Genomic DNA, 16,954 nt, shown 5'->3' with positions numbered 1-16,954 from the left:
GCTCTTCCTCACCACCGAGGCCGTCATCGCCGAGAAGCCCGAGAAGACCCCCGCTGCTCCGGCCATGCCGGGTGGCGGCGACATGGACTTCTAGGTCTTTTCTCGTCGCTGGTACGAAGGGCGGCCCGGATTTTTCCGGGCCGCTCTTGTTTTTGTTTATCTGCCATTACGTTTCACAATTGATCGACTACTTGGAGTGAGGAAAGGTGGTGGCCACACTCGCCTCAACGAAGGAGTAGAGGATGCTTTCCCGCAGCAAGCGTATTTTCGGCATCGCCGTCCTGACCCTGGCCGCCGCCACCGCCACGGTGGCCCCGGCGCATGCCGACGAGGTTTATGAGGCCGACTTCAGCCTCCTGCGCCAGCTTCAGGGGCCGCTGTGCCTGCCGAACATGACCACGGGGATCGGGCTTCTCGACACGCTGCTGCCGCAGCTCATGGCGTGCACGTCGGGCGCCGTGGTGGTCGAGTGACAGCGGGGGCCCGAGCGCGGACTGCCGGCGGTCCCTGACCCACCGGCGGTCGTCCGGTCCCGTGCCTGTGGTGCCGCGGCCACCTTGATCGCCACGCGGCCGCGGCCCCACGGTGAAGCGCCCCGCCCATCGCGGCGGGGCGCTTCGATGCCCGGGTGCCCGCTCGGCGGCCTGCACCCCCGCACACGCCTTGCCCGGTGCGGGGGCTGCACGCCGGGGCGGCTGTCCGCAGCGCGGGGCCGCACGCCGGGCCGGTGCCTCGCGCAAGGCGGGGCTGCGCGCCGGGGCCGGCGCCTTGCTCAGTGCGGGGCTGCGGAGATTGGCCCTCCGCAGCGCGGAGTCGCCGCGCCGGGGCTGGTGTCTTACGCAGTGCGAGGTCGCACGCCCGCCCCGCGCCGTTCGCAGTGCGAGGTCGCACGCACTCCCCGGCGCCGTCCGTAGCGCGAGGTCACACGCCTGGTCGGCGCCGTCCGCAGCGCGGGGCCGTCCACCTGGCCCGCGCTCGGCGCGGCGCCGGCGTGGGTGCGGTCTGCGTCGAGCGCGGCGCGGGGCCGCCCGCCCCGTTGGGAGGGGTGGGCCGCCGACCGGCTTGAGGGCGGTCGGCGGCGGGTAGGGTCAGACGCCGTAGTGGGCGATGACGTGGCCGCGGGCCAGGGTGTTGGCGGTGATGTTGAAGCCCACCACCGCCGGGCTGGCGTCGCTGTCCACCCCGAGCGAGTCCACCCCCAGAGCGTGCACCGTGAACACGTACCGGTGCGGGTCCCCGGGAGGCGGGGCCGCGCCGCCGTACGCCTTGAGGCCGTAGTCGTTGCGGGCGTGCGCCGCCCCCTCCGGCAGGCCCTTGAAGTCAGGGGCCGTGCCGGCGCCCGTGGGGAGCTCCGTCACCGAGGCCGGCAGGTCGAACAGGACCCAGTGCCAGAAGCCGCTGCCCGTGGGCGCGTCGGGGTCGTAGCAGGTGACGGCGTAGCCGCGGGTGCCCTCCGGAGCGCCGGACCAGCGCAGGTGGGGGGACAGGTTGCCCCCCGTCATGCCCCAGTCGTTGAAGACGTGGAGGTCGTTGAGCCTTGCACCGTCCTGGAGGTCGTCGCTCTCGACCACGAGCGCGGGGGCCGACGGCAGGTGTTCATGGGGAAGGGGTGCGGGCACGGCATCCTCCTAGGTTGAGAGCTGCTTGCCCAGCCATCCTAGAAGCGGCCGTGCCCGTCGCCCCTCAGGCCGCCAGCTGTGCCGGGAGCGCCTTGTCGTGCAGCACCGTCAGGGACGTGACCGCCCGGGTCAGTACGACGTACAGCCGGGCCAGGCCCCGGGGCTCGGCCTCGACGATGTCGGCGGGCTCGACCACGATGACGTGGTCGTACTCCAGACCCTTGGCCAGGGTGGCGGGGACGATCAGGAGGCGGTGTTCCTCGGCGGAGTCGGGGTCGAGCACGGCGTGGGGGAGGCTCGCCAGCGAACGGGAGGCCTCGGTGACCAGCGCGTCCGGGACGATGACGCCGATCGAGCCGTCCTTGGCCAGCGCCTCCTGGGCGGCCTGCGCGATCGAGCCGCCCGGGCGGACCGTGAGCGAGCCGAGGCCGGGACGCAGCGAGCGTGGCGCGGCCAGGTCGGGCGCGATGGAGGGGAGCAGCCGGGCCGCGTAGTCGAGGACCTCACGTGGCACGCGGAAGCCGAGCGTCAGCTCCGTCACCTCGCCCTCGCGCTGACCCAGGTGTTCGAGCACCGACTCCCACGAGCTGGTCGACCACGGCGTCGTGCCCTGGGCCAGGTCGCCCAGCACGGTGGCCGAGCCGTTGCGGCAGCGCCGGCCGAGCGCCCTGAGCTGCATCTCGGAGAGGTCCTGGGCCTCGTCCACCACGAGGTGGCCCAGGGACGGCGTGCGTTCCATGTGGTCGCGGAGCTCGTCGAGGAGCGCGGCGTCCGCGGCGGACCACTTCGCGGACTTCCAGCTCCGGTACGGCTTCCGCCAAATCAGCATTTCCTGCTCGTCAGGCGACAAATCGGATTTGGCGGCGCGGGCCAGGAACTCCGGGTCGGACAGGAGCCGGTGCAGGACCTGTTCGGGCGCCAGCTTGGGCCACACCGCGTCCACGAGCTGCTTGACCGGCTTCGACCTGGCGACCGCGTCCTGCACCCGGTCGTCGGGCGACTCGCCGCGCTGCTCCATCCTGACCAGCACCATGTGGGCCAGCCGTTGCGCCAGCGCCGCCCGCCCGGGGTTGTACCGCGTGGTGCCGCGCAAGGAGGCGACGATCTCGCGCACCTCGTAGTCGGCCACCCGGTGGCGGTAGGCGCCCTTCGTGAACACCAGGCCCTCTTCCGGCTTCACGATGTGCAGCCAGAGCGCGCGTTCGAGCACCGCCGCCATCCTGGCGTCGCCCTTCACCGCCGCCACGAGCGGGTCCTCCGGCGCGGTGTGCTCGCCGAGCAGCCCGGCCACGGTGGTCTGGTCGACCTTGACCTCGCCGAGCGCGGGCAGCACCGAGGAGATGTAGGACAGGAAGGCCCGGTTGGGCCCGACGATCATGACGCCGGACCTGGCCAGCCGCTCGCGGTGGGTGTAGAGGAGGTAGGCGGCCCGGTGCAGGCCGACGGCGGTCTTCCCGGTGCCCGGGGCGCCCTGCACGCACACGGTCTGGGCCAGCGTGGCGCGGACGATCTCGTCCTGGTCGGGCTGGATGGTGGCCACGATGTCGCGCATTGGGCCGGTGCGCGGGCGCTCGATCTCGTCGGTGAGGATCTTCGAGGGGCCGATCTCGACGCCCTCGCCGAGCGGCTCGTCCTCGAACGCGGTGAGGTGGCCGCCGTGGTAGCCGAAGCGGCGCCGGCGTACGACGCCCATCGGGTCGGCCGGGCTGGCCTGGTAGAACGCCTGGGACACGGGCGCGCGCCAGTCGATGACCAGCGGCTTGCTGCCGCCGTCGTGGACATGGCGGCGGCCGACGTAGATCGTGCCGGGCAGGTCGTCCCCGGCGGCGCGGTCGAGGCGGCCGAAGAACAGCGGCGTGTCCGGATGGTCGGCCAGCGCGGCCACGCGCTGGTCGAGCAGGGACTGGAGGACCTGCTGCGACACCCAGTCGCCCGCCGCGTCCGCGGACAGGGATTGGGCGTGCGCGCGCATGGCCTTGAGCGCGGCCCTGGACTCGGCCAGGTGTGCCTGCTCGGCGGCGAGTACGTCCGTGGGCATCTCGGGGGGTATGTCGGGCGCCAGCTGGTGTGCGGGCATGCGGAAGCGCCTCCCTGGTTCGTTACGGAGGTGGTCAAGGCAGCGAATCGGCCAGTCTAATCGCGCCTCGCGCGAGCTTCCAAAGCATTTACCGGGGTACGGTCAGGAGGTGGTGCGGGTCCAACTCCATTTCTCGCCGATCATCCCCACGATCGCGAGCTTTCTGCTTGCTGCGCTGTGGGGGTTGTCGGTGTTCGCCGGGTGGGGGCTGGAGGCGTTCTGCGCCGGTGGCGAGGCCACCTCGGCGTGCTCCCGGCGCCTGGGCACGGTCTCCACCGTGTCGGGGTTGTTCGCCGCGCTCGCCGCCAGCTGCACGGCGGCCGCCTGGCTGCTCCCGTGGTCAAGGAACGATTCGCGGGCGTTCACACGCCTGATGGGTGCCGGGGTGCTGGCCTGGGTCGCGGCCGAGGGCGTGCTGTTCCTCGGAGGGCTACTGGTGCGATAGGCCGCAAGCTTCAATGAACCTGTGAATACCGAAAAAATCGGGCATATCAGGTGCGTTTGCCGGATCATGGGGGTATGTCGCAGGCGGCGTGATAGTACGCAGGTGAGGGGGGTGGTTCGAATGTCGTCGGCCCGCGGAGTCTCGTGGACGTGACACCACGCTGAATGCCTGGCCGCTCGGGCGAGCGGCCGGGCATCACAACCTCACACCCCGCCCATCACGTCGTCGGCGTCGATGATCTGGTACGCGTATCCCTGCTCGGCCAGGAACCGCTGCCGGTGCGCCGCGAACTCCTGGTCCACCGTGTCCCTGCTGACCACCGTGTAGAACCGCGCGCCCCCGCCGTCGGCCTTGGGCCGCAGCACCCGCCCGAGCCGCTGGGCCTCCTCCTGACGCGAGCCGAACGTGCCCGACACCTGGATCGCGATGGCCGCCTCCGGCAGGTCGATGGAGAAGTTGGCCACCTTCGACACCACCAGCACCTGGATCTCCTTGTCGCGGAACGCCTGGTAGAGGCGCTCGCGCTCCTTGACCCGCGTCTCGCCCTTGATGACCGGCGCGTTGAGGTGCTCGCCCAGCTCGTCGAGCTGGTCGATGTACTGGCCGATGACCAGCACCTGCTCGCCCAGGTGGCGCCGGACCAGCGCCTCGGTGACCTTGGTCTTGGACGGCGTGGTGGCGCAGAAGCGGTAGCGCTCCTCGGCCTCGGCCATCGCGTACGCCAGCCGCTCCTCGTCCGTCAGCGTCACGCGTACTTCGACGCAGTCGGCCGGGGCGATCCAGCCCTGGTTCTCCATCTCCTTCCAGGGCGCGTCGTAGCGCTTGGGACCGATCAGCGAGAACACGTCGCCCTCGCGGCCGTCCTCGCGCACCAGCGTCGCGGTCAGCCCGACGCGCCTGCGGGCCTGCAGGTCGGCGGTCATCCGGAAGATCGGCGCGGGCAGCAGGTGCACCTCGTCGTAGACGATGAGGCCCCAGTCGCGGGCGTCGAAGAGCTCCAGATGGCTGTAGACGCCTTTGCGCCGGGTGGTCATCACCTGGTAGGTGGCGATGGTGACCGGGCGGATCTCCTTCTTCGTGCCGGAGTATTCGCCGATCTCGTCCTCGGTCAGCGACGTGCGCTTGAGCAGCTCGGTCTTCCACTGGTGGGCCGAGACCGTGTTCGTGACCATGATGAGCGTGGTGGCCTCGGCGTGGGCCATGGCGGCCGCGCCGACGATGGTCTTGCCCGCGCCGCAGGGCAGCACGACCACGCCGGAGCCGCCGTTCCAGAACGCCTCGGCCGCCTCGCGCTGGTAGGGCCGCAGCTCCCAGCCGTCCTGCAGCAGCTTGATCGGGTGCTGCTCGCCGTCGACGTAGCCCGCCAGGTCTTCGGCCGGCCAGCCCAGCTTGAGCAGGGCCTGCTTGACGTTGCCCCGGTCGCTCGGGTGCACGGCGACCGAGTCGGCGCCGATCCGATCGCCCAGCATCGGCTGGATCTTCTTGGAGCGCAGCACCTCTTCGAGCACGGCCCGGTCGGTGGAGGTCAGCGTCAGGCCGTGGACGGGGTCCTTCTCCAGCCGCAGCCGGCCGTATCGCGCCATGGTCTCGGCGACGTCGACCAGCAGCGCGTGCGGCACCGGGTAGCGGCTGTAGCCGATGAGCGCGTCGATGACCTGCTCGGCGTCGTGGCCGGCGGCGCGGGCGTTCCACAGCGCCAGCGGGGTGACGCGGTAGGTGTGCACGTGTTCTGGAGCGCGCTCGAGCTCGGCGAACGGCGCGATCGCCTTACGGCAGGCGTCGGCCCGCTCGTGGTCGACCTCGAGCAGCAGCGTCTTGTCCGACTGGACGATCAGCGGTCCATCGCTCACTGGCATATCTCCGTGGGGTTCAGACGGGGGCCTGGCGCAACAGGACCATCGTCTCCTGATCCCGGCTCCCCCGCTCCGAGTCTCCAACAACGGGCGGGCCAGGATTAGTCCTCAGGACCGTCTGCTCAGTCGTCGAAGGCGCCGTTGATGCCCAGGAGGATGAAGCCGCCGATGCCCAGCACGAAGCCCAGCCCGAACAGGACCCAGCTCCAGATGACCATGGTGCGGGCGGTCTGCGGCTGTGTGCGCGCCCTGCCGAGCGCGAGGCCGGCCAGGATCGCGCCGGGGATGCCGAGGACGTTGCAGCACGAGACGACCGCGAGGAGGTTGAGCACGAGCGAGACGATGGCGTTGGCGTTGGGGCCCTCGTCGCGACGGGGCGGGGGATAGCCGTAGCCATAGCCGTATTGCGGGGGTGGCTGCTCACCGTAGGGGGCGCCATAAGGCTGGTACGGATACCCCGACGGATCTTCCTGACTCATGTTCACCTCCAGACACGTCAACACTTATCACGGAATTGAGACGCGCCTGACCCGGTGCACGAGATCACCCTAGATCCCCGGAGGGCTCAGCCGAGCCGCTCCCGCAACGCCTTGCGGTCGAGCTTGAGCACGCTCGTCACCGGCACGGAGTCGACGAAGCGCACCTCGCGCGGATATTTCACCCGGCCCACCCGATCGCGCGCCCACTCGATCAGCTCCTCGGCCGTCACCTCCGCGCCGGCCCTGAGCTGCACGAACGCCACGACCTCCTCCCCGAGACGGGGATCGGGGCGGCCCACGACGCCCGATATCACGACGTCGGGATGCCGGTTGAGCGCGTCCTCGACGTCACGCGGGAACACGTTGAAGCCGCCGCGGATGATCAGGTCCTTCTTCCGGTCCACGATGTAGAGGTAGCCGTCGTCGTCCACGCACCCGATGTCCCCGGTACGCAGCTCGCCGTCGACCAGCGCCGTGCCCTCGGGGTCGGCCCTGTGCTCGCCCCAGTAGCCGAGCATCAGCGAATCACCCGAGACGCAGATCTCACCGACGTCCCCGACCTCCATCGCCTCGCCGTCGCCGTCGCGGATGGTGATCGAGTAGCCGGCCAGCGGCAGGCCGACGCTGCCGGTCCGCCGCTTGCCCGGCGGGTTGAAGGTGGTGACCGCGCTGGTCTCGGTCAGGCCGTAGCCCTCGAGGATCTGCACGCCGGGCATCCGGCGCTCGAACTCCGCCAGCACGTCCCGGCCGAGCGGCGCCGCGCCGCAGGTGAGATAGGCCAGGTCGGGCAGGGGGTGCGCCTCCAGCGGCTCGGCGAGCAGGAGCTGGAGCATGGCGGGCACCACGGTGCCGTACTGGACGCGCTGCTCGGCGGCCAGCTGGAGGAACGCCTTCGGGTCGAACCAGCGCATCAGGACGGCCTGCTGGGGCTCGGTCGCGTGCATGGAGGCGACCGAGATGATCAGCCCGTACGCGTGCGACAGCGGCACGGGCACCAGCGCGCGGTTCTTCCCCTCCTGGTGGGACAGCTCGAAGGCGTCCTTGGCCACCTTCGACAGGCCGCGGTGGCTCAGCATGACGCCCTTGGCCTTGCCGGTGGTGCCGCCGGTGTACATGAGCGCGGCCAGGTCGCCGGGGTCCCTGGTCACGGGGCCGCGTTCGGCCGCCCGTTCGAGCTCCGCCGTGTCCACATATATCGGGATCTCGACGCCGGCGGCCCGTACGTTGTCCGCCAGCTCCGGCGAGGCGACGATCGCGGCGGCGCCGCTGTCGAGCAGGATGTGCCGCAGCTCGTCCGGCCCCACCAGGAACACCACCGGCGTCACCACCGCGCCCGCGGCCCACAACGCCTGGTAGATGAGCGGCACCTCGGGCGAGTTCGCCATCATGACGGCCACCCGGTCGCCGGGCCGGATGCCCGCCTCCGCGAACCCGCCGGACATCCTGCGCGCCCGCTCGGCGAGCGCGTGACTGCGGTGCCAGGCGCCTTCGTAGAACATCGAGTCGTAGTCGTCGAAACGGCTCCATGACTCTTCGGCCAGCCGGCCCAGCGTTTGCTCCGTCACATGCCCAACCTGATCCGTGCGGGGTTGTGCAGTCAAGACCGGACGCGCTGCGGCCGGTCTTGACTAGTCATTGTGGACGGGGTTCTAGTAGCCCGTAAATAGGCATAAATCTTCCTCTGTCGCCATTCGTGTTTTCTTGTTGCCCTAGATCGTGTAATGGTGGGAGATCTAAGGGCCGTAGGGTCCGCAGAGAGCCGCGGAGGGCGTGATCGATATGTCGCTATCGGGCATCAAGCCAGGTCAGCGCGATGTCGTGACACTCCGTAATCCCTCCGTGTAAAACGAAGAAACTCGTTGGCCGGCGATATTTTCTGTAGAAAACTTTCGAGTAAATCCCGAGGTGACTTCGTGACCGAAACGCCTGAACCGGGCGAGATCGACCTCGACAACATAACGCTCACAGGGAGCCTCATAGCTGTCAGCGACCATCTGCGGACCGTGGCCGGTCCGGTCACCAGAGAGCTCAACAGGCGGGAGGCCGACGCGCTGCTGCGCTCGTACCTGGAGCCGGGCTGCTTCCCCGAGGCGGTGCGCCGGCTGACCATGCGGCACCTGCTGGTTCTCGTGGGCGCGGAGGAGAGCGGCCGGCGCTCGGGCGCGCTCGCCCTGCTGTCGCGCATGTCGCTGGCCGAGGGCACGATCACCGTGCTGTCCCCGGCCGCCTCCGCGGGGGAGCTGCTGTCGGGCACCGAGTACGAGCCGGGCCGGGCGTACCTGCTGCACGACTGGATCGCGGCCAGCACCGACCGCACCGAGCTGGTCAACCTGGCCCGCAAGCTGGCCGAGTTCGGCTCCTACCTGGTCGTCACCAGGAGCGGCGCCCTCTCCCAGGCGGTCGAGGTGGAGCACCCGTGGAGCGCCCCCGAGCCGGGCGAGCTGTTCGACCTGTGCCTGAGCACGTTCGACCTGCGCGCGGGGCTGACCCCCGAGGTGCTGGCCCGGGCCAGGGACCTGGCGCCGACCCTCCCGACGCCCGCCGAGGTCGTACGCCTGGCCGCGCGCCTGGCGCGGGGCGGTGAGCCGGACGGCGAGGAGGTGGCGGCCTGGTTCGACACCAAGCCGCCCATGCGCGAGGTGCTCGCCGTGGCGGCGCTGGCGTTCACCCACCGGCTGGCCGAGCCCGCCTTCGACCGGCAGCTCGCCAGGCTCGAACAGCTCTGCCACGAGATCGGCCGCCGACCGGTCACCGGCCCCCTGATCGGCGGCGAGAGCGGGCTGGTCGGCTTCCGCGCGGCGCACCAGCGCGGGCAGGTGCTGGCCGAGCTGGCCGGCCGCTACGGGTTCTCGCTGTGGCAGCCGTTGCGCGAATGGGTGCTGTCGCTGCCCGGGCAGGGGCCGGCGGTCCAGGTGCGGGCCGCGCAGGGTGTGGCGCTGCTGGCCGGGCACTCGCCGAAGGAGGCCCGGCAGGAGCTCATCGAGGTCTGGGCACAGGGCAGCGCGGCCGAGCGGGTGGCGGCGGCCAACGTCCTGTCGTACATGTGCGCCGACGACACCCTCGCCCCCGAGGCGCTCAGGCTCGCCCTGGTCTGGGCGGCGGATACCGGCGATGTCAGGGCGACGACGGCGGCCGTGGCGCTGGGCGGCGGGCTGGCGGTCCGCTATCCCGCCGACTCCGCCCGGCTGCTGCGGCGGCTGGCCACCGCCGGCGGGCCCGCCGCGGCCGTGGCCAGGCAGTCGCTGGAGCTGCTGCTCAGAGACCCGCCACGCCGGTGATGCGGTGCAGTGCGAAGCGGTGCACGGCGGCCCTGGTCTCGTCGTACGCGGTCAGGTAGCCGCCCTCCATCCGGGCCGGCTCCAGGATGCGTGAGGTCGCGTTGCCCTGCGAGTCGAGATAGCCGATCCAGACCCGCACCCCCTGCTTGATGGCCTCCTGCAGGGCCGAGATCGTGGCCGTGGCGGGCCCGCGCGGCACCTGGCCGCCGGGTGCGTCCACCGGCTCGCGCCGCGCCAGGTGCGCCGCGTCGCCGGCCCGCAGCGCGCGGACGGCCGCCGCGGCCACCTCGGGGTCCAGGCCGTTGGGCGAGGCCACGGCGCGGGCCGGCGCCAGCCCCTCGGTGCGGCGGCTCTCCAGCTGGGAGATGATCACGTCGCCGTCGAGCGACTCGGCGACCGGGGCGTACCCCATGGCCCGCAGCGAGTCGACCAGCGCCGCCCTGGACGAGCGGGAGGCGATCACGGTCGGCGCCAGCCGCCGCAGCCGCAGCGCGGCGGAGCGGCGGTCGGCGGTGATCTGGTCGAGCAGCGCGGGGTCGTCGCAGCGGATGTACGCGCCGGCGGTGCCCACCCGGATGCGCCCGTGCCGCCGGGCCACGTCGGTCACCAGGTAGGACAGCGCCTGCGGCACCGGCGTGGCGGAGTGGCGGGCCAGCATCGCGACCAGCTCCTCGCCACCGTGCCCGGCGTCGAGCGCGCGCCTGATCGAGCCCTCGCTGAACCGGTAGACCGTGGCCCCGCCCTTCGACTCGACGTCGGCGGTGAGCGTCATCCAGCGGTTGAGCTCGCTCGTGAGCGGACCCGGCGCGACGGCGGTGAGGTCGGCCTGGAGCAGCACGTGATCGACCGGCTCCGGCAGCAGCGGCGCGAGCACCTTTGCCGCGTCACCGCCCTCGATCAGCGCTCGCCCGTGCACCGACAGCGCGCCCAGCCCCGTCACGCCGACCTGCTCGGCCTCCCGCAGCGCGAAATCGGTGAGCTGCTCGCGCAGCGGCCCCCGGCGGCGCGGCTGCTCCCACGCCAGCCGCGCCAGCACGGAGTCGCGGTCGGGGGCCAGCCCCGGAGCCGCGGCCAGCACGCCCAGCGTGGCCGCCCTGACCCCGGGCGCGGAGGAGCGGCGCAGGTCGGTGTGCAGGGCGTTGAGCGGCCTGTCGCGCTCGTCGCGATCACCGACCAGGCCGGGCACCCGGTCCATGTGCAGCCACGTGGCCGCCAGGGTCACCCACCGGTCGGCGGTGCCCCTGACCCGCCACAGGTCGTAGCCGGAGGTCGGCAGCCACTCGCCGTCGACGCCGCCGCCGGCCGCGACCAGTCCGGCCGCGTGCGCGACCTCGACCACCAGCGCCGCCACCCACTCCGGCAGGTCCAGCTCGCCCGCGGCCCGCTTCAGGTCGCGCACGCCCAGCCCGCCGGTACGCAGCACGCCCGGCGGCTCGATGCTCCACCGCTCGCACAGCTCCTCGACGGACCTGACGAACGAGAACGCCTGCCCGGCCGCCGTCCGGTCGGCCAGCGCCCGGTCGCGCGCGGCCCCGTGCAGCGGCGGCGGCACCGCCAGCAGGTCGCGATGCACCCGGCCGCCGCGCAGGAAGAGGCCCACCTCGCGGGGCAGCGTCACGCTCTCCTCGCCCGTGGCCGCCAGGAGGCCGCGCGCGAGCAGCTCCTCGATGGGGGAGCGGGCCGTGGCCACGCTCACTTCGCGCCTGGCGTTGGGCACGCGGCCCGTCGGCGGGCCCCAGACGAGCTGGTCGAGCGCGCCCCTGGCCTCCGGCGAGACGGACTCGACGAGCGCGGCCGGCGCGGCCAGCGCGGCCGCCAGCCGCTCCTTGCCCGTGCCGGCCGTGCCGGGGGCGACGTCGTCGGCCATCTCGTCGAGCTGCTCGGGCGCGTGGTGCCGGAACGCGTCCACGGCCCGCGGCCCCAGCCCGGCCGGGTCGTCGAGCACCTTGCGCACACCCGGGCCCAGCTCCAGCGCGTCGTCGGGCCCGTAGACCAGCGCCAGGTCGCACAGCCGGTCGAGCGCGGTGGAGAGCGCGGGCTCCGGATCGGCGCCACCGGTCGCCGGCGGGTCGTCCTGGTCGCCGGTCGCCAGCGCGTTCTCCGGGTCGGCGGCGGCCAGCGCCGCGCCGACGAGGTCGCGCAGGGCGTCCTTGGACACCGGCCCGTCCTGCACCGCCAGCGTCTCGACGACGGCCAGCGTGAACCGGTCGAGCCTGTCCAGCACCCTGCCGATCGCCGAAGGGCTGCCGGCTCGCGAGGCGAGACCCTCCAGATGCGCGGGCACCGGAGTGATCAACTCGGGACGCGCGGAGACGAGCGCCCGCAGCTGTTCGTCGGTGCGCCCCCTGATCCACTCCGTGAACTCCATCGTTGCCATGGTATGTCCCCCCTGATTGGGGCAGCATTGCTAGGCGTGATAGAGCGTGCGGACCAGCTCGTCCTGAACTACGTCTCGAAGGCGGCCGACGCCGCCCACGGCGTGCTCCGGGCCGACCAGCGGCTGGATTTCGCCAAGCGGCTGCGGGCCAGGATCGAGGCCGAGCGGGGCGGCAGCCAGAACGCGCGCGACGTGGCGAAGGTGCTGGCGCGGTTCGGCGATCCGGCCGCCCTCGTCGAGCGCGAGGTCCGCAGGCTGGCCGAGGCGGGCGTCGCGACGAAGCGTGACGCCGCCGATTTCGGCGGTGTCGCCACCAGCGGCGTGTCGCGGGCGGACGGAGGGCCGGCGCAGACACCGGGCACGGGGTCGACGCTGCGTTTCCCCTCCGTCGTGGACGACCACGACGAGCCGCCCGGTGTGCGCGCCTATCGCAGGATCGCCCAGGAGCGGCTGGAGAAGCAGGGGCAGGGCCGGGGGCTGCCGTTCGCGGGGCTGCGCCGGGCGGCCATGTCCAGTGCCAACCCGATGGCCACCGGCGGCCGGGACGCCAGGACCATCGTGAAGGAGCATCCGCGCGAGACGGCGGCGATGGTGATCCTGATCGTGGCGGCGCTGCTGGTGCCGTTCCGGCTGCCGCCGCTGGCGATCTTCCAGGTGCCGCTGGTGGTGTGGGCGGCGGGCGGCGCGCTGGTGCTGTTCGGCGAGAGCTGGAGCCTGCGCGACAAGCTCCTCGGGATCGGCGCGCCGCTGCTGGGCTATTCGGTGGGCGGGGTGCTCGTCGGCGGCCTGCGGGTGGGGATCGAGGCCGGGCTGCAGGCGTTCGTCACGCAGTTCTTCGACGTCAGCGGCACGATGTTCATGATCGGTACGGGTCTGGGCGTGGTCTGGCTGGCCTACCGGCTGCTCGACGTCAGCTGACCGGCGCGGGGCTGGGGAGCAGGCCGACCGCCAGGCGTACCCAGGCGGTGACGAACTGGTCCTTCTCCGCGTGTCCCGGCAGCTCGCCCACGGTCTCCTGGAACAGCCGGTAGTGCACGACCGAGCCCCCGAGGACGGCGGCGATGCCCGTCCAGTCGAGCTTGGCGTCGCGGTATTCCGGCTGGGCCTGGAACCAGGTCACGATGGCGTCGAACATGGGCTGCAGCAGCCCCTCGCGGACGACCGCGACGAGCTCGGGGAACTGGCTCAGGTCGCGGAAGAACACGCGGGTCAGCTCGGACTCCTCGCGCACCTTCGCCAGCCCCGCGCGGCACACGTGGGACAGGCGCTCCTCCAGGTCCACCGAGGCTTCCATGGTGCTCAGCTCGGCCAGGCTGCCGGCCACCTGGCTCCGCGTGCGCGCCGCGTGCTCGTTGATCGCCGCGGCGAGCACCTCGTACTTGGACTTGAAGTGCCTGTAGAGCCCTCCGGCGCCGGGAGACAGCCCTGAGGCGGCCTCGATCTCGGCCACGGACGTGGCGGAGTAGCCCCGTTCGGCGAACAGCCTCAGGGCCTCATCGACGATCCGCTCACGGGTCGATCTGCTCATGTCTATGCTGATACCTCCGTAAGGAGAGTAGTCGCTAAGGAGCAGCGCGCCGGATCAGGCTCGCCAGCGCGGAGCCGATGATCAGCCACACGACGGCGGCCAGACCGTAGTTGACCAGCGCCGTCCAGCGCGGGTCGGCGAGCTGGAAAAGGTTGGCCAGGCCCAGCGACAGCCACGCGGCCAGCGATTCGACGAACTGGTACCAGACGTTGGCCGGGTTGGCCCTGAACACCGTGAAGACCGCGTAGAGCACCAGGGAGAGCGCGGCCACCCTGGTTGCCACCTTCACCACGTAGGCGACGGCCGCCACGACCCGCTGCCACGTCGTCACCACAGGCCCGCCGGGACGGGCCGGGCGGTGCGGGCGGGTGGGGGCGGAGGAGGCGACGAGCCGGTCTCCGGCCTGTGGCGGTTTGGGGGTGTCGGTCACGGCCGCTCCTCTCCGATAAGTAATTCCTTTCTTCCCATTCCCATGCTTCCAGAACAAGGGCGGTTACGCGGGGTAGAGGCAGGTTTGGCATCCTGCACATGTGGTGACTTCGGTGGGATTCGACCTTGACATGACATTGGCTGACACTCGGGCGGGCATCGCGGCCGTTTACGACGAGCTGGCCGTTCGATTGGGCGTGCCATTTGACAGCGCGGCTATCGTCCGGCGGCTGGGGCCGCCGCTGGAGCTGGAGCTGGCCAACTGGCTGCCGCCGGAGGAGGTCGAGGCGGCCGCTGCCCTCTATCGGGAGATATATCCAGAATTGGGGGTTCCGGTGCACACGGCCATGGCCGGTGCGTACGAGGCGATCGAGGCCGTACGCGAGGCCGGTGGCCGGGTCATCGTGGTGACGGGCAAGAACGTCCGGGACGCGCTCGGCACCGTCGAGGCGCTCGGTCTCGCCGTGGACGAAGTGGTCGGCTCCGTTTTCGGGGCCGCGAAGGGATCGGCACTCGCGCGCTTCGGCGCGGCGGCTTATGTTGGTGACCATGTCGCGGACATCGAGGCGGCACGCGCTGGCGGCGCCGTGAGCGTGACAGTTGCGACCGGCCCTTACACGGTGGGAGAGCTGCGTGATCACGGAGCAGACGTGGCCCTGGGCGACCTGACCGAATTCACCACCTGGTTCGCCGGTTGGCGTGCGCGTGATGAACTTCGGTAATTGTCCGGCATTTACCCGGTCGCCCTGGCGCTTCGCGGGGCATAACCTACATCCATCCGTCCTTCTTTTCGACTGTTTGAACGAGGTCGTCCTGTGCCGAGTGGCAAGGTCAAGTGGTACGACGCCGACAAGGGATTCGGCTTCCTCACCCGCGACGACGGCGGTGAGGTCTTCGTGCATTCATCCGCGCTGCCCCCCGGTACGGGCCCGCTCAAGCCCGGCCAGAAGGTCGAGTTCGGCGTCGCCGAGGGCCGCAGGGGCCAGCAGGCGCTCTCCGTCCGGATCCTGGAGCAGCCGCCGACGCTGGCCAAGCCCAAGCCCAAGGGCAAGCGGAAGAAGCCGGACGAGATGGTCGTCATCGTCGAAGACCTGATCAAGCTGCTCGATGACGTCTCGACCTCCTACCAGCGGGGCAAGCACCCGGACGCGGTGCACGCCAAGAAGATCGCGCAGGTGCTCAGGGCCGTCGCGGACGACCTCGACGCGTAGCCGGGCGGTCAGCCGTTCGGGTTGGTGAGCGGCTTGGTGGGGTCGAGCTTGTCCGGCCGCTGCTGGTCGGCATGGCCGTCGCGGCCCCCGTGGTCCGGCTGGTCGGGCTGGGTGGTCCGGCCGGCCTGATCGTTGGGGCCGGGCTGGTCGGCGGCCTCCGCGCGTGCGCGGCGCAGTTTCTCGGCGGTGGCGCGTACGCGCTTCCTCCTGGCGATCAGCAGCCAGACCAGCGCGGCGGTCAGCACGACCGACACCGTCACCAGCCCGGCGATGCTGCTCTGGGTGAGCGAGAGCACCAGCCCGACCAGGCCGCCGAACACCCAGGCGAGCTGCAGCACCGCCTCGACCACGCCGAACGTGGACGAGCGCACCTCCTCGCCGATCTCCCGCTGCACGATCGCGTCGAGCGCCAGCTTGCCCAGCTCCTGGGCGAAGGCCGCGACCAGGGAGATCGCCAGCGCCGTCCAGACACCGAAGAAGATCGCGGTGGCGATGGCGGTCACCGCGGCCAGGGCCAGCGTCACCAGCACGATGAGCTGGGGGGCGTGGTTGCGCGTCCAGTTCGCGGCCGCGGCGCCGACCAGGCCGCCCAGCCCGGCCGCGCCCGCGAGCAGCGCGATCGTCTTGGGGATGTCGAAGAACGGCTCCTGCGCCCACGGCTCCTTGACCGCCAGCCACGGCACCGCCTGGTCCTGCACCAGGAACAGCAGGAAGAACAGCAGGAACCCGGAGAAGACGCGGACGGCCACGTTCGCCCAGACGGCCTCGGCCACCGCCGGGCCCACCTTGAGCAGGGTCCGCCAGCGGGGCGCGGCGCCCTCCTCCTCCAGGTCGGGGGAGTCGACGTGGCGCGGCAGGCGTACCGCGACGACGCCGAGCAGCAGGAAGGCCAGCATCGCGATGCGCAGCACCGCCGCCGGGCCCAGCCACGCGGTCAGGCCCGCGCCGAGCGGCACCGCCACCCCGGCCGAGACCAGCGTGAACAGCGCCACCCGCGCGTTCGCCGACACCAGCGTGATGTCGGCGGGCAGCACGTTCGGCATGATCGCCGCCCGCGACACGTTGTACGCCTTCGACAGCACCAGCACGCCCAGCGCCCCGATGAACAGCGTCGGCAGGTCGCCGGGCCCCACGGCCGCGGCCATCGCGAAGCACAGCAGGCCCCGGCCGAACAGCGTGCCCGCCATCACGTAGCGGCGGCCCGACCGGAGCCGGTCGAGTATCGGCCCCACGAACGGCGCCAGCAGCGCGAACGGCAACATCGTGATGACCAGGTAGAGGGCGACGGAACCGCGGGCCTCGCCCACCGGCACGCCGAAGAACACGGTGCTCGCCAGCGCCACCGTGACGAGCGCGTCACTGGCGCTGTTGCCCGCCGACAGCTCGATCAGCCGGCCGAGCCCGGTGCGGCCGGCGCCGTTGGCGTACGTCAGCCGCCGCGTGGCCCTGCCGACTTTTCTGGCTCCCTTGGCGGTGGCTTTGCCGGCCCGCGCGGTGCCGCTCGCGGTGGCCCTGCTCGCGCGCACGGTGGCGCGTCCCGCGTCGGCGGCGCCACGCGCCATCCGCCGCGAGATCTCGCGAGCCCGCTCCCAGCCACCCTCCACGACTACCAGTCTTACCCGATCCGCGTGCGATCTCAGTGCGGGATCTGCGGTTGT

15 protein-coding genes are annotated in these 16,954 nt (G+C 71.7%); 6 read left to right on the top strand and 9 right to left on the bottom strand.

The window, feature by feature from the left end; translation table 11 throughout:
* The first annotated feature begins 242 nt into the window (after positions 1 to 242).
* Positions 243 to 473, top strand: a complete 231-nt coding sequence (locus AB0J69_RS14850; protein WP_364117034.1) for a hypothetical protein — start codon at positions 243 to 245, stop codon at positions 471 to 473.
* 615 nt (positions 474 to 1,088) lie between these two features.
* On the opposite strand, the gene AB0J69_RS14845 is transcribed toward AB0J69_RS14850, so the two are convergent.
* Positions 1,089 to 1,619 carry a YbhB/YbcL family Raf kinase inhibitor-like protein gene (locus AB0J69_RS14845; RefSeq protein ID WP_364117033.1) on the bottom strand — a complete coding sequence of 177 codons (531 nt, stop codon included), beginning with the start codon at positions 1,617 to 1,619 and terminating at the stop codon, positions 1,089 to 1,091.
* 64 nt (positions 1,620 to 1,683) lie between these two features.
* Positions 1,684 to 3,696, bottom strand: a complete 2,013-nt coding sequence (locus AB0J69_RS14840) for an AAA family ATPase (RefSeq protein ID WP_364117032.1) — start codon at positions 3,694 to 3,696, stop codon at positions 1,684 to 1,686.
* A gap of 109 nt (positions 3,697 to 3,805) precedes the next feature.
* Here AB0J69_RS14840 and AB0J69_RS14835 point away from each other — a divergent pair, with 109 nt between their 5' ends.
* Positions 3,806 to 4,141: a hypothetical protein gene (locus tag AB0J69_RS14835; RefSeq protein ID WP_364117031.1), complete on the top strand. Its 336-nt coding sequence runs from the start codon at positions 3,806 to 3,808 to the stop codon at positions 4,139 to 4,141.
* Between the two features lie 203 nt (positions 4,142 to 4,344).
* Here AB0J69_RS14835 and AB0J69_RS14830 read toward each other — a convergent pair whose 3' ends face one another.
* The 3 genes from AB0J69_RS14830 to AB0J69_RS14820 form a co-directional block, all read right to left on the bottom strand.
* On the bottom strand, positions 4,345 to 5,997 hold the full coding sequence (locus AB0J69_RS14830) for a DNA repair helicase XPB (protein ID WP_364117030.1): 1,653 nt from the start codon (positions 5,995 to 5,997) through the stop codon (positions 4,345 to 4,347).
* A 119-nt stretch (positions 5,998 to 6,116) separates the two neighbouring features.
* The gene (locus AB0J69_RS14825) at positions 6,117 to 6,473 is read right to left on the bottom strand and encodes a DUF4190 domain-containing protein (protein WP_364117029.1); all 357 of its coding nucleotides are present in this window, start codon (positions 6,471 to 6,473) and stop codon (positions 6,117 to 6,119) included.
* 86 nt (positions 6,474 to 6,559) lie between these two features.
* The gene (locus tag AB0J69_RS14820; RefSeq protein ID WP_364117028.1) at positions 6,560 to 8,038 is read right to left on the bottom strand and encodes an AMP-binding protein; all 1,479 of its coding nucleotides are present in this window, start codon (positions 8,036 to 8,038) and stop codon (positions 6,560 to 6,562) included.
* A 348-nt stretch (positions 8,039 to 8,386) separates the two neighbouring features.
* Between AB0J69_RS14820 and AB0J69_RS14815 the strand changes: the two genes are divergently transcribed.
* Positions 8,387 to 9,751 carry a hypothetical protein gene (locus AB0J69_RS14815; RefSeq protein WP_364117027.1) on the top strand — a complete coding sequence of 455 codons (1,365 nt, stop codon included), beginning with the start codon at positions 8,387 to 8,389 and terminating at the stop codon, positions 9,749 to 9,751.
* Here AB0J69_RS14815 and AB0J69_RS14810 read toward each other — a convergent pair.
* Positions 9,729 to 12,119, bottom strand: a complete 2,391-nt coding sequence (locus tag AB0J69_RS14810; RefSeq protein WP_364117025.1) for a helicase C-terminal domain-containing protein — start codon at positions 12,117 to 12,119, stop codon at positions 9,729 to 9,731. The two genes, AB0J69_RS14815 and AB0J69_RS14810, sit on opposite strands and share 23 nt — an antisense overlap.
* A 45-nt stretch (positions 12,120 to 12,164) precedes the next feature.
* Here AB0J69_RS14810 and AB0J69_RS14805 point away from each other — a divergent pair, with 45 nt between their 5' ends.
* A complete protein-coding gene (locus tag AB0J69_RS14805; protein ID WP_364117023.1) occupies positions 12,165 to 13,046 on the top strand; it encodes a hypothetical protein in 882 nt (293 codons plus the stop codon).
* Here AB0J69_RS14805 and AB0J69_RS14800 read toward each other — a convergent pair.
* Positions 13,039 to 13,656: a helix-turn-helix domain-containing protein gene (locus tag AB0J69_RS14800; RefSeq protein ID WP_364117021.1), complete on the bottom strand. Its 618-nt coding sequence runs from the start codon at positions 13,654 to 13,656 to the stop codon at positions 13,039 to 13,041. The genes AB0J69_RS14805 and AB0J69_RS14800 overlap by 8 nt on opposite strands.
* A 34-nt stretch (positions 13,657 to 13,690) precedes the next feature.
* The gene (locus AB0J69_RS14795; protein ID WP_364117019.1) at positions 13,691 to 14,086 is read right to left on the bottom strand and encodes a hypothetical protein; all 396 of its coding nucleotides are present in this window, start codon (positions 14,084 to 14,086) and stop codon (positions 13,691 to 13,693) included.
* Between the two features lie 100 nt (positions 14,087 to 14,186).
* Between AB0J69_RS14795 and AB0J69_RS14790 the strand changes: the two genes are divergently transcribed.
* Positions 14,187 to 14,807, top strand: coding sequence for an HAD family hydrolase (locus AB0J69_RS14790; protein WP_364117017.1), 621 nt, complete (start codon positions 14,187 to 14,189; stop codon positions 14,805 to 14,807).
* A gap of 93 nt (positions 14,808 to 14,900) precedes the next feature.
* Complete coding sequence (locus tag AB0J69_RS14785) at positions 14,901 to 15,296, top strand: cold-shock protein (protein WP_364117015.1); 396 nt, start codon at positions 14,901 to 14,903, stop codon at positions 15,294 to 15,296.
* 8 nt (positions 15,297 to 15,304) lie between these two features.
* Here the strand turns inward: AB0J69_RS14785 and AB0J69_RS14780 are convergent, their stop codons facing one another.
* Positions 15,305 to 16,900 (bottom strand): MFS transporter, encoded by a 1,596-nt coding sequence (locus tag AB0J69_RS14780; protein WP_364117013.1) that lies wholly within the window; start codon positions 16,898 to 16,900, stop codon positions 15,305 to 15,307.
* Positions 16,901 to 16,954: the final 54 nt, after the last annotated feature.

Origin of the sequence: Nonomuraea sp. NPDC049709 (assembly GCF_040674815.1) — a bacterium.
In the GTDB taxonomy this organism is placed as follows: Bacteria; Actinomycetota; Actinomycetes; order Streptosporangiales; family Streptosporangiaceae; genus Nonomuraea.
The sequence above is the reverse complement of the archived record's forward strand: the minus strand, read 5'-3'. Positions and strand labels throughout refer to the sequence as shown.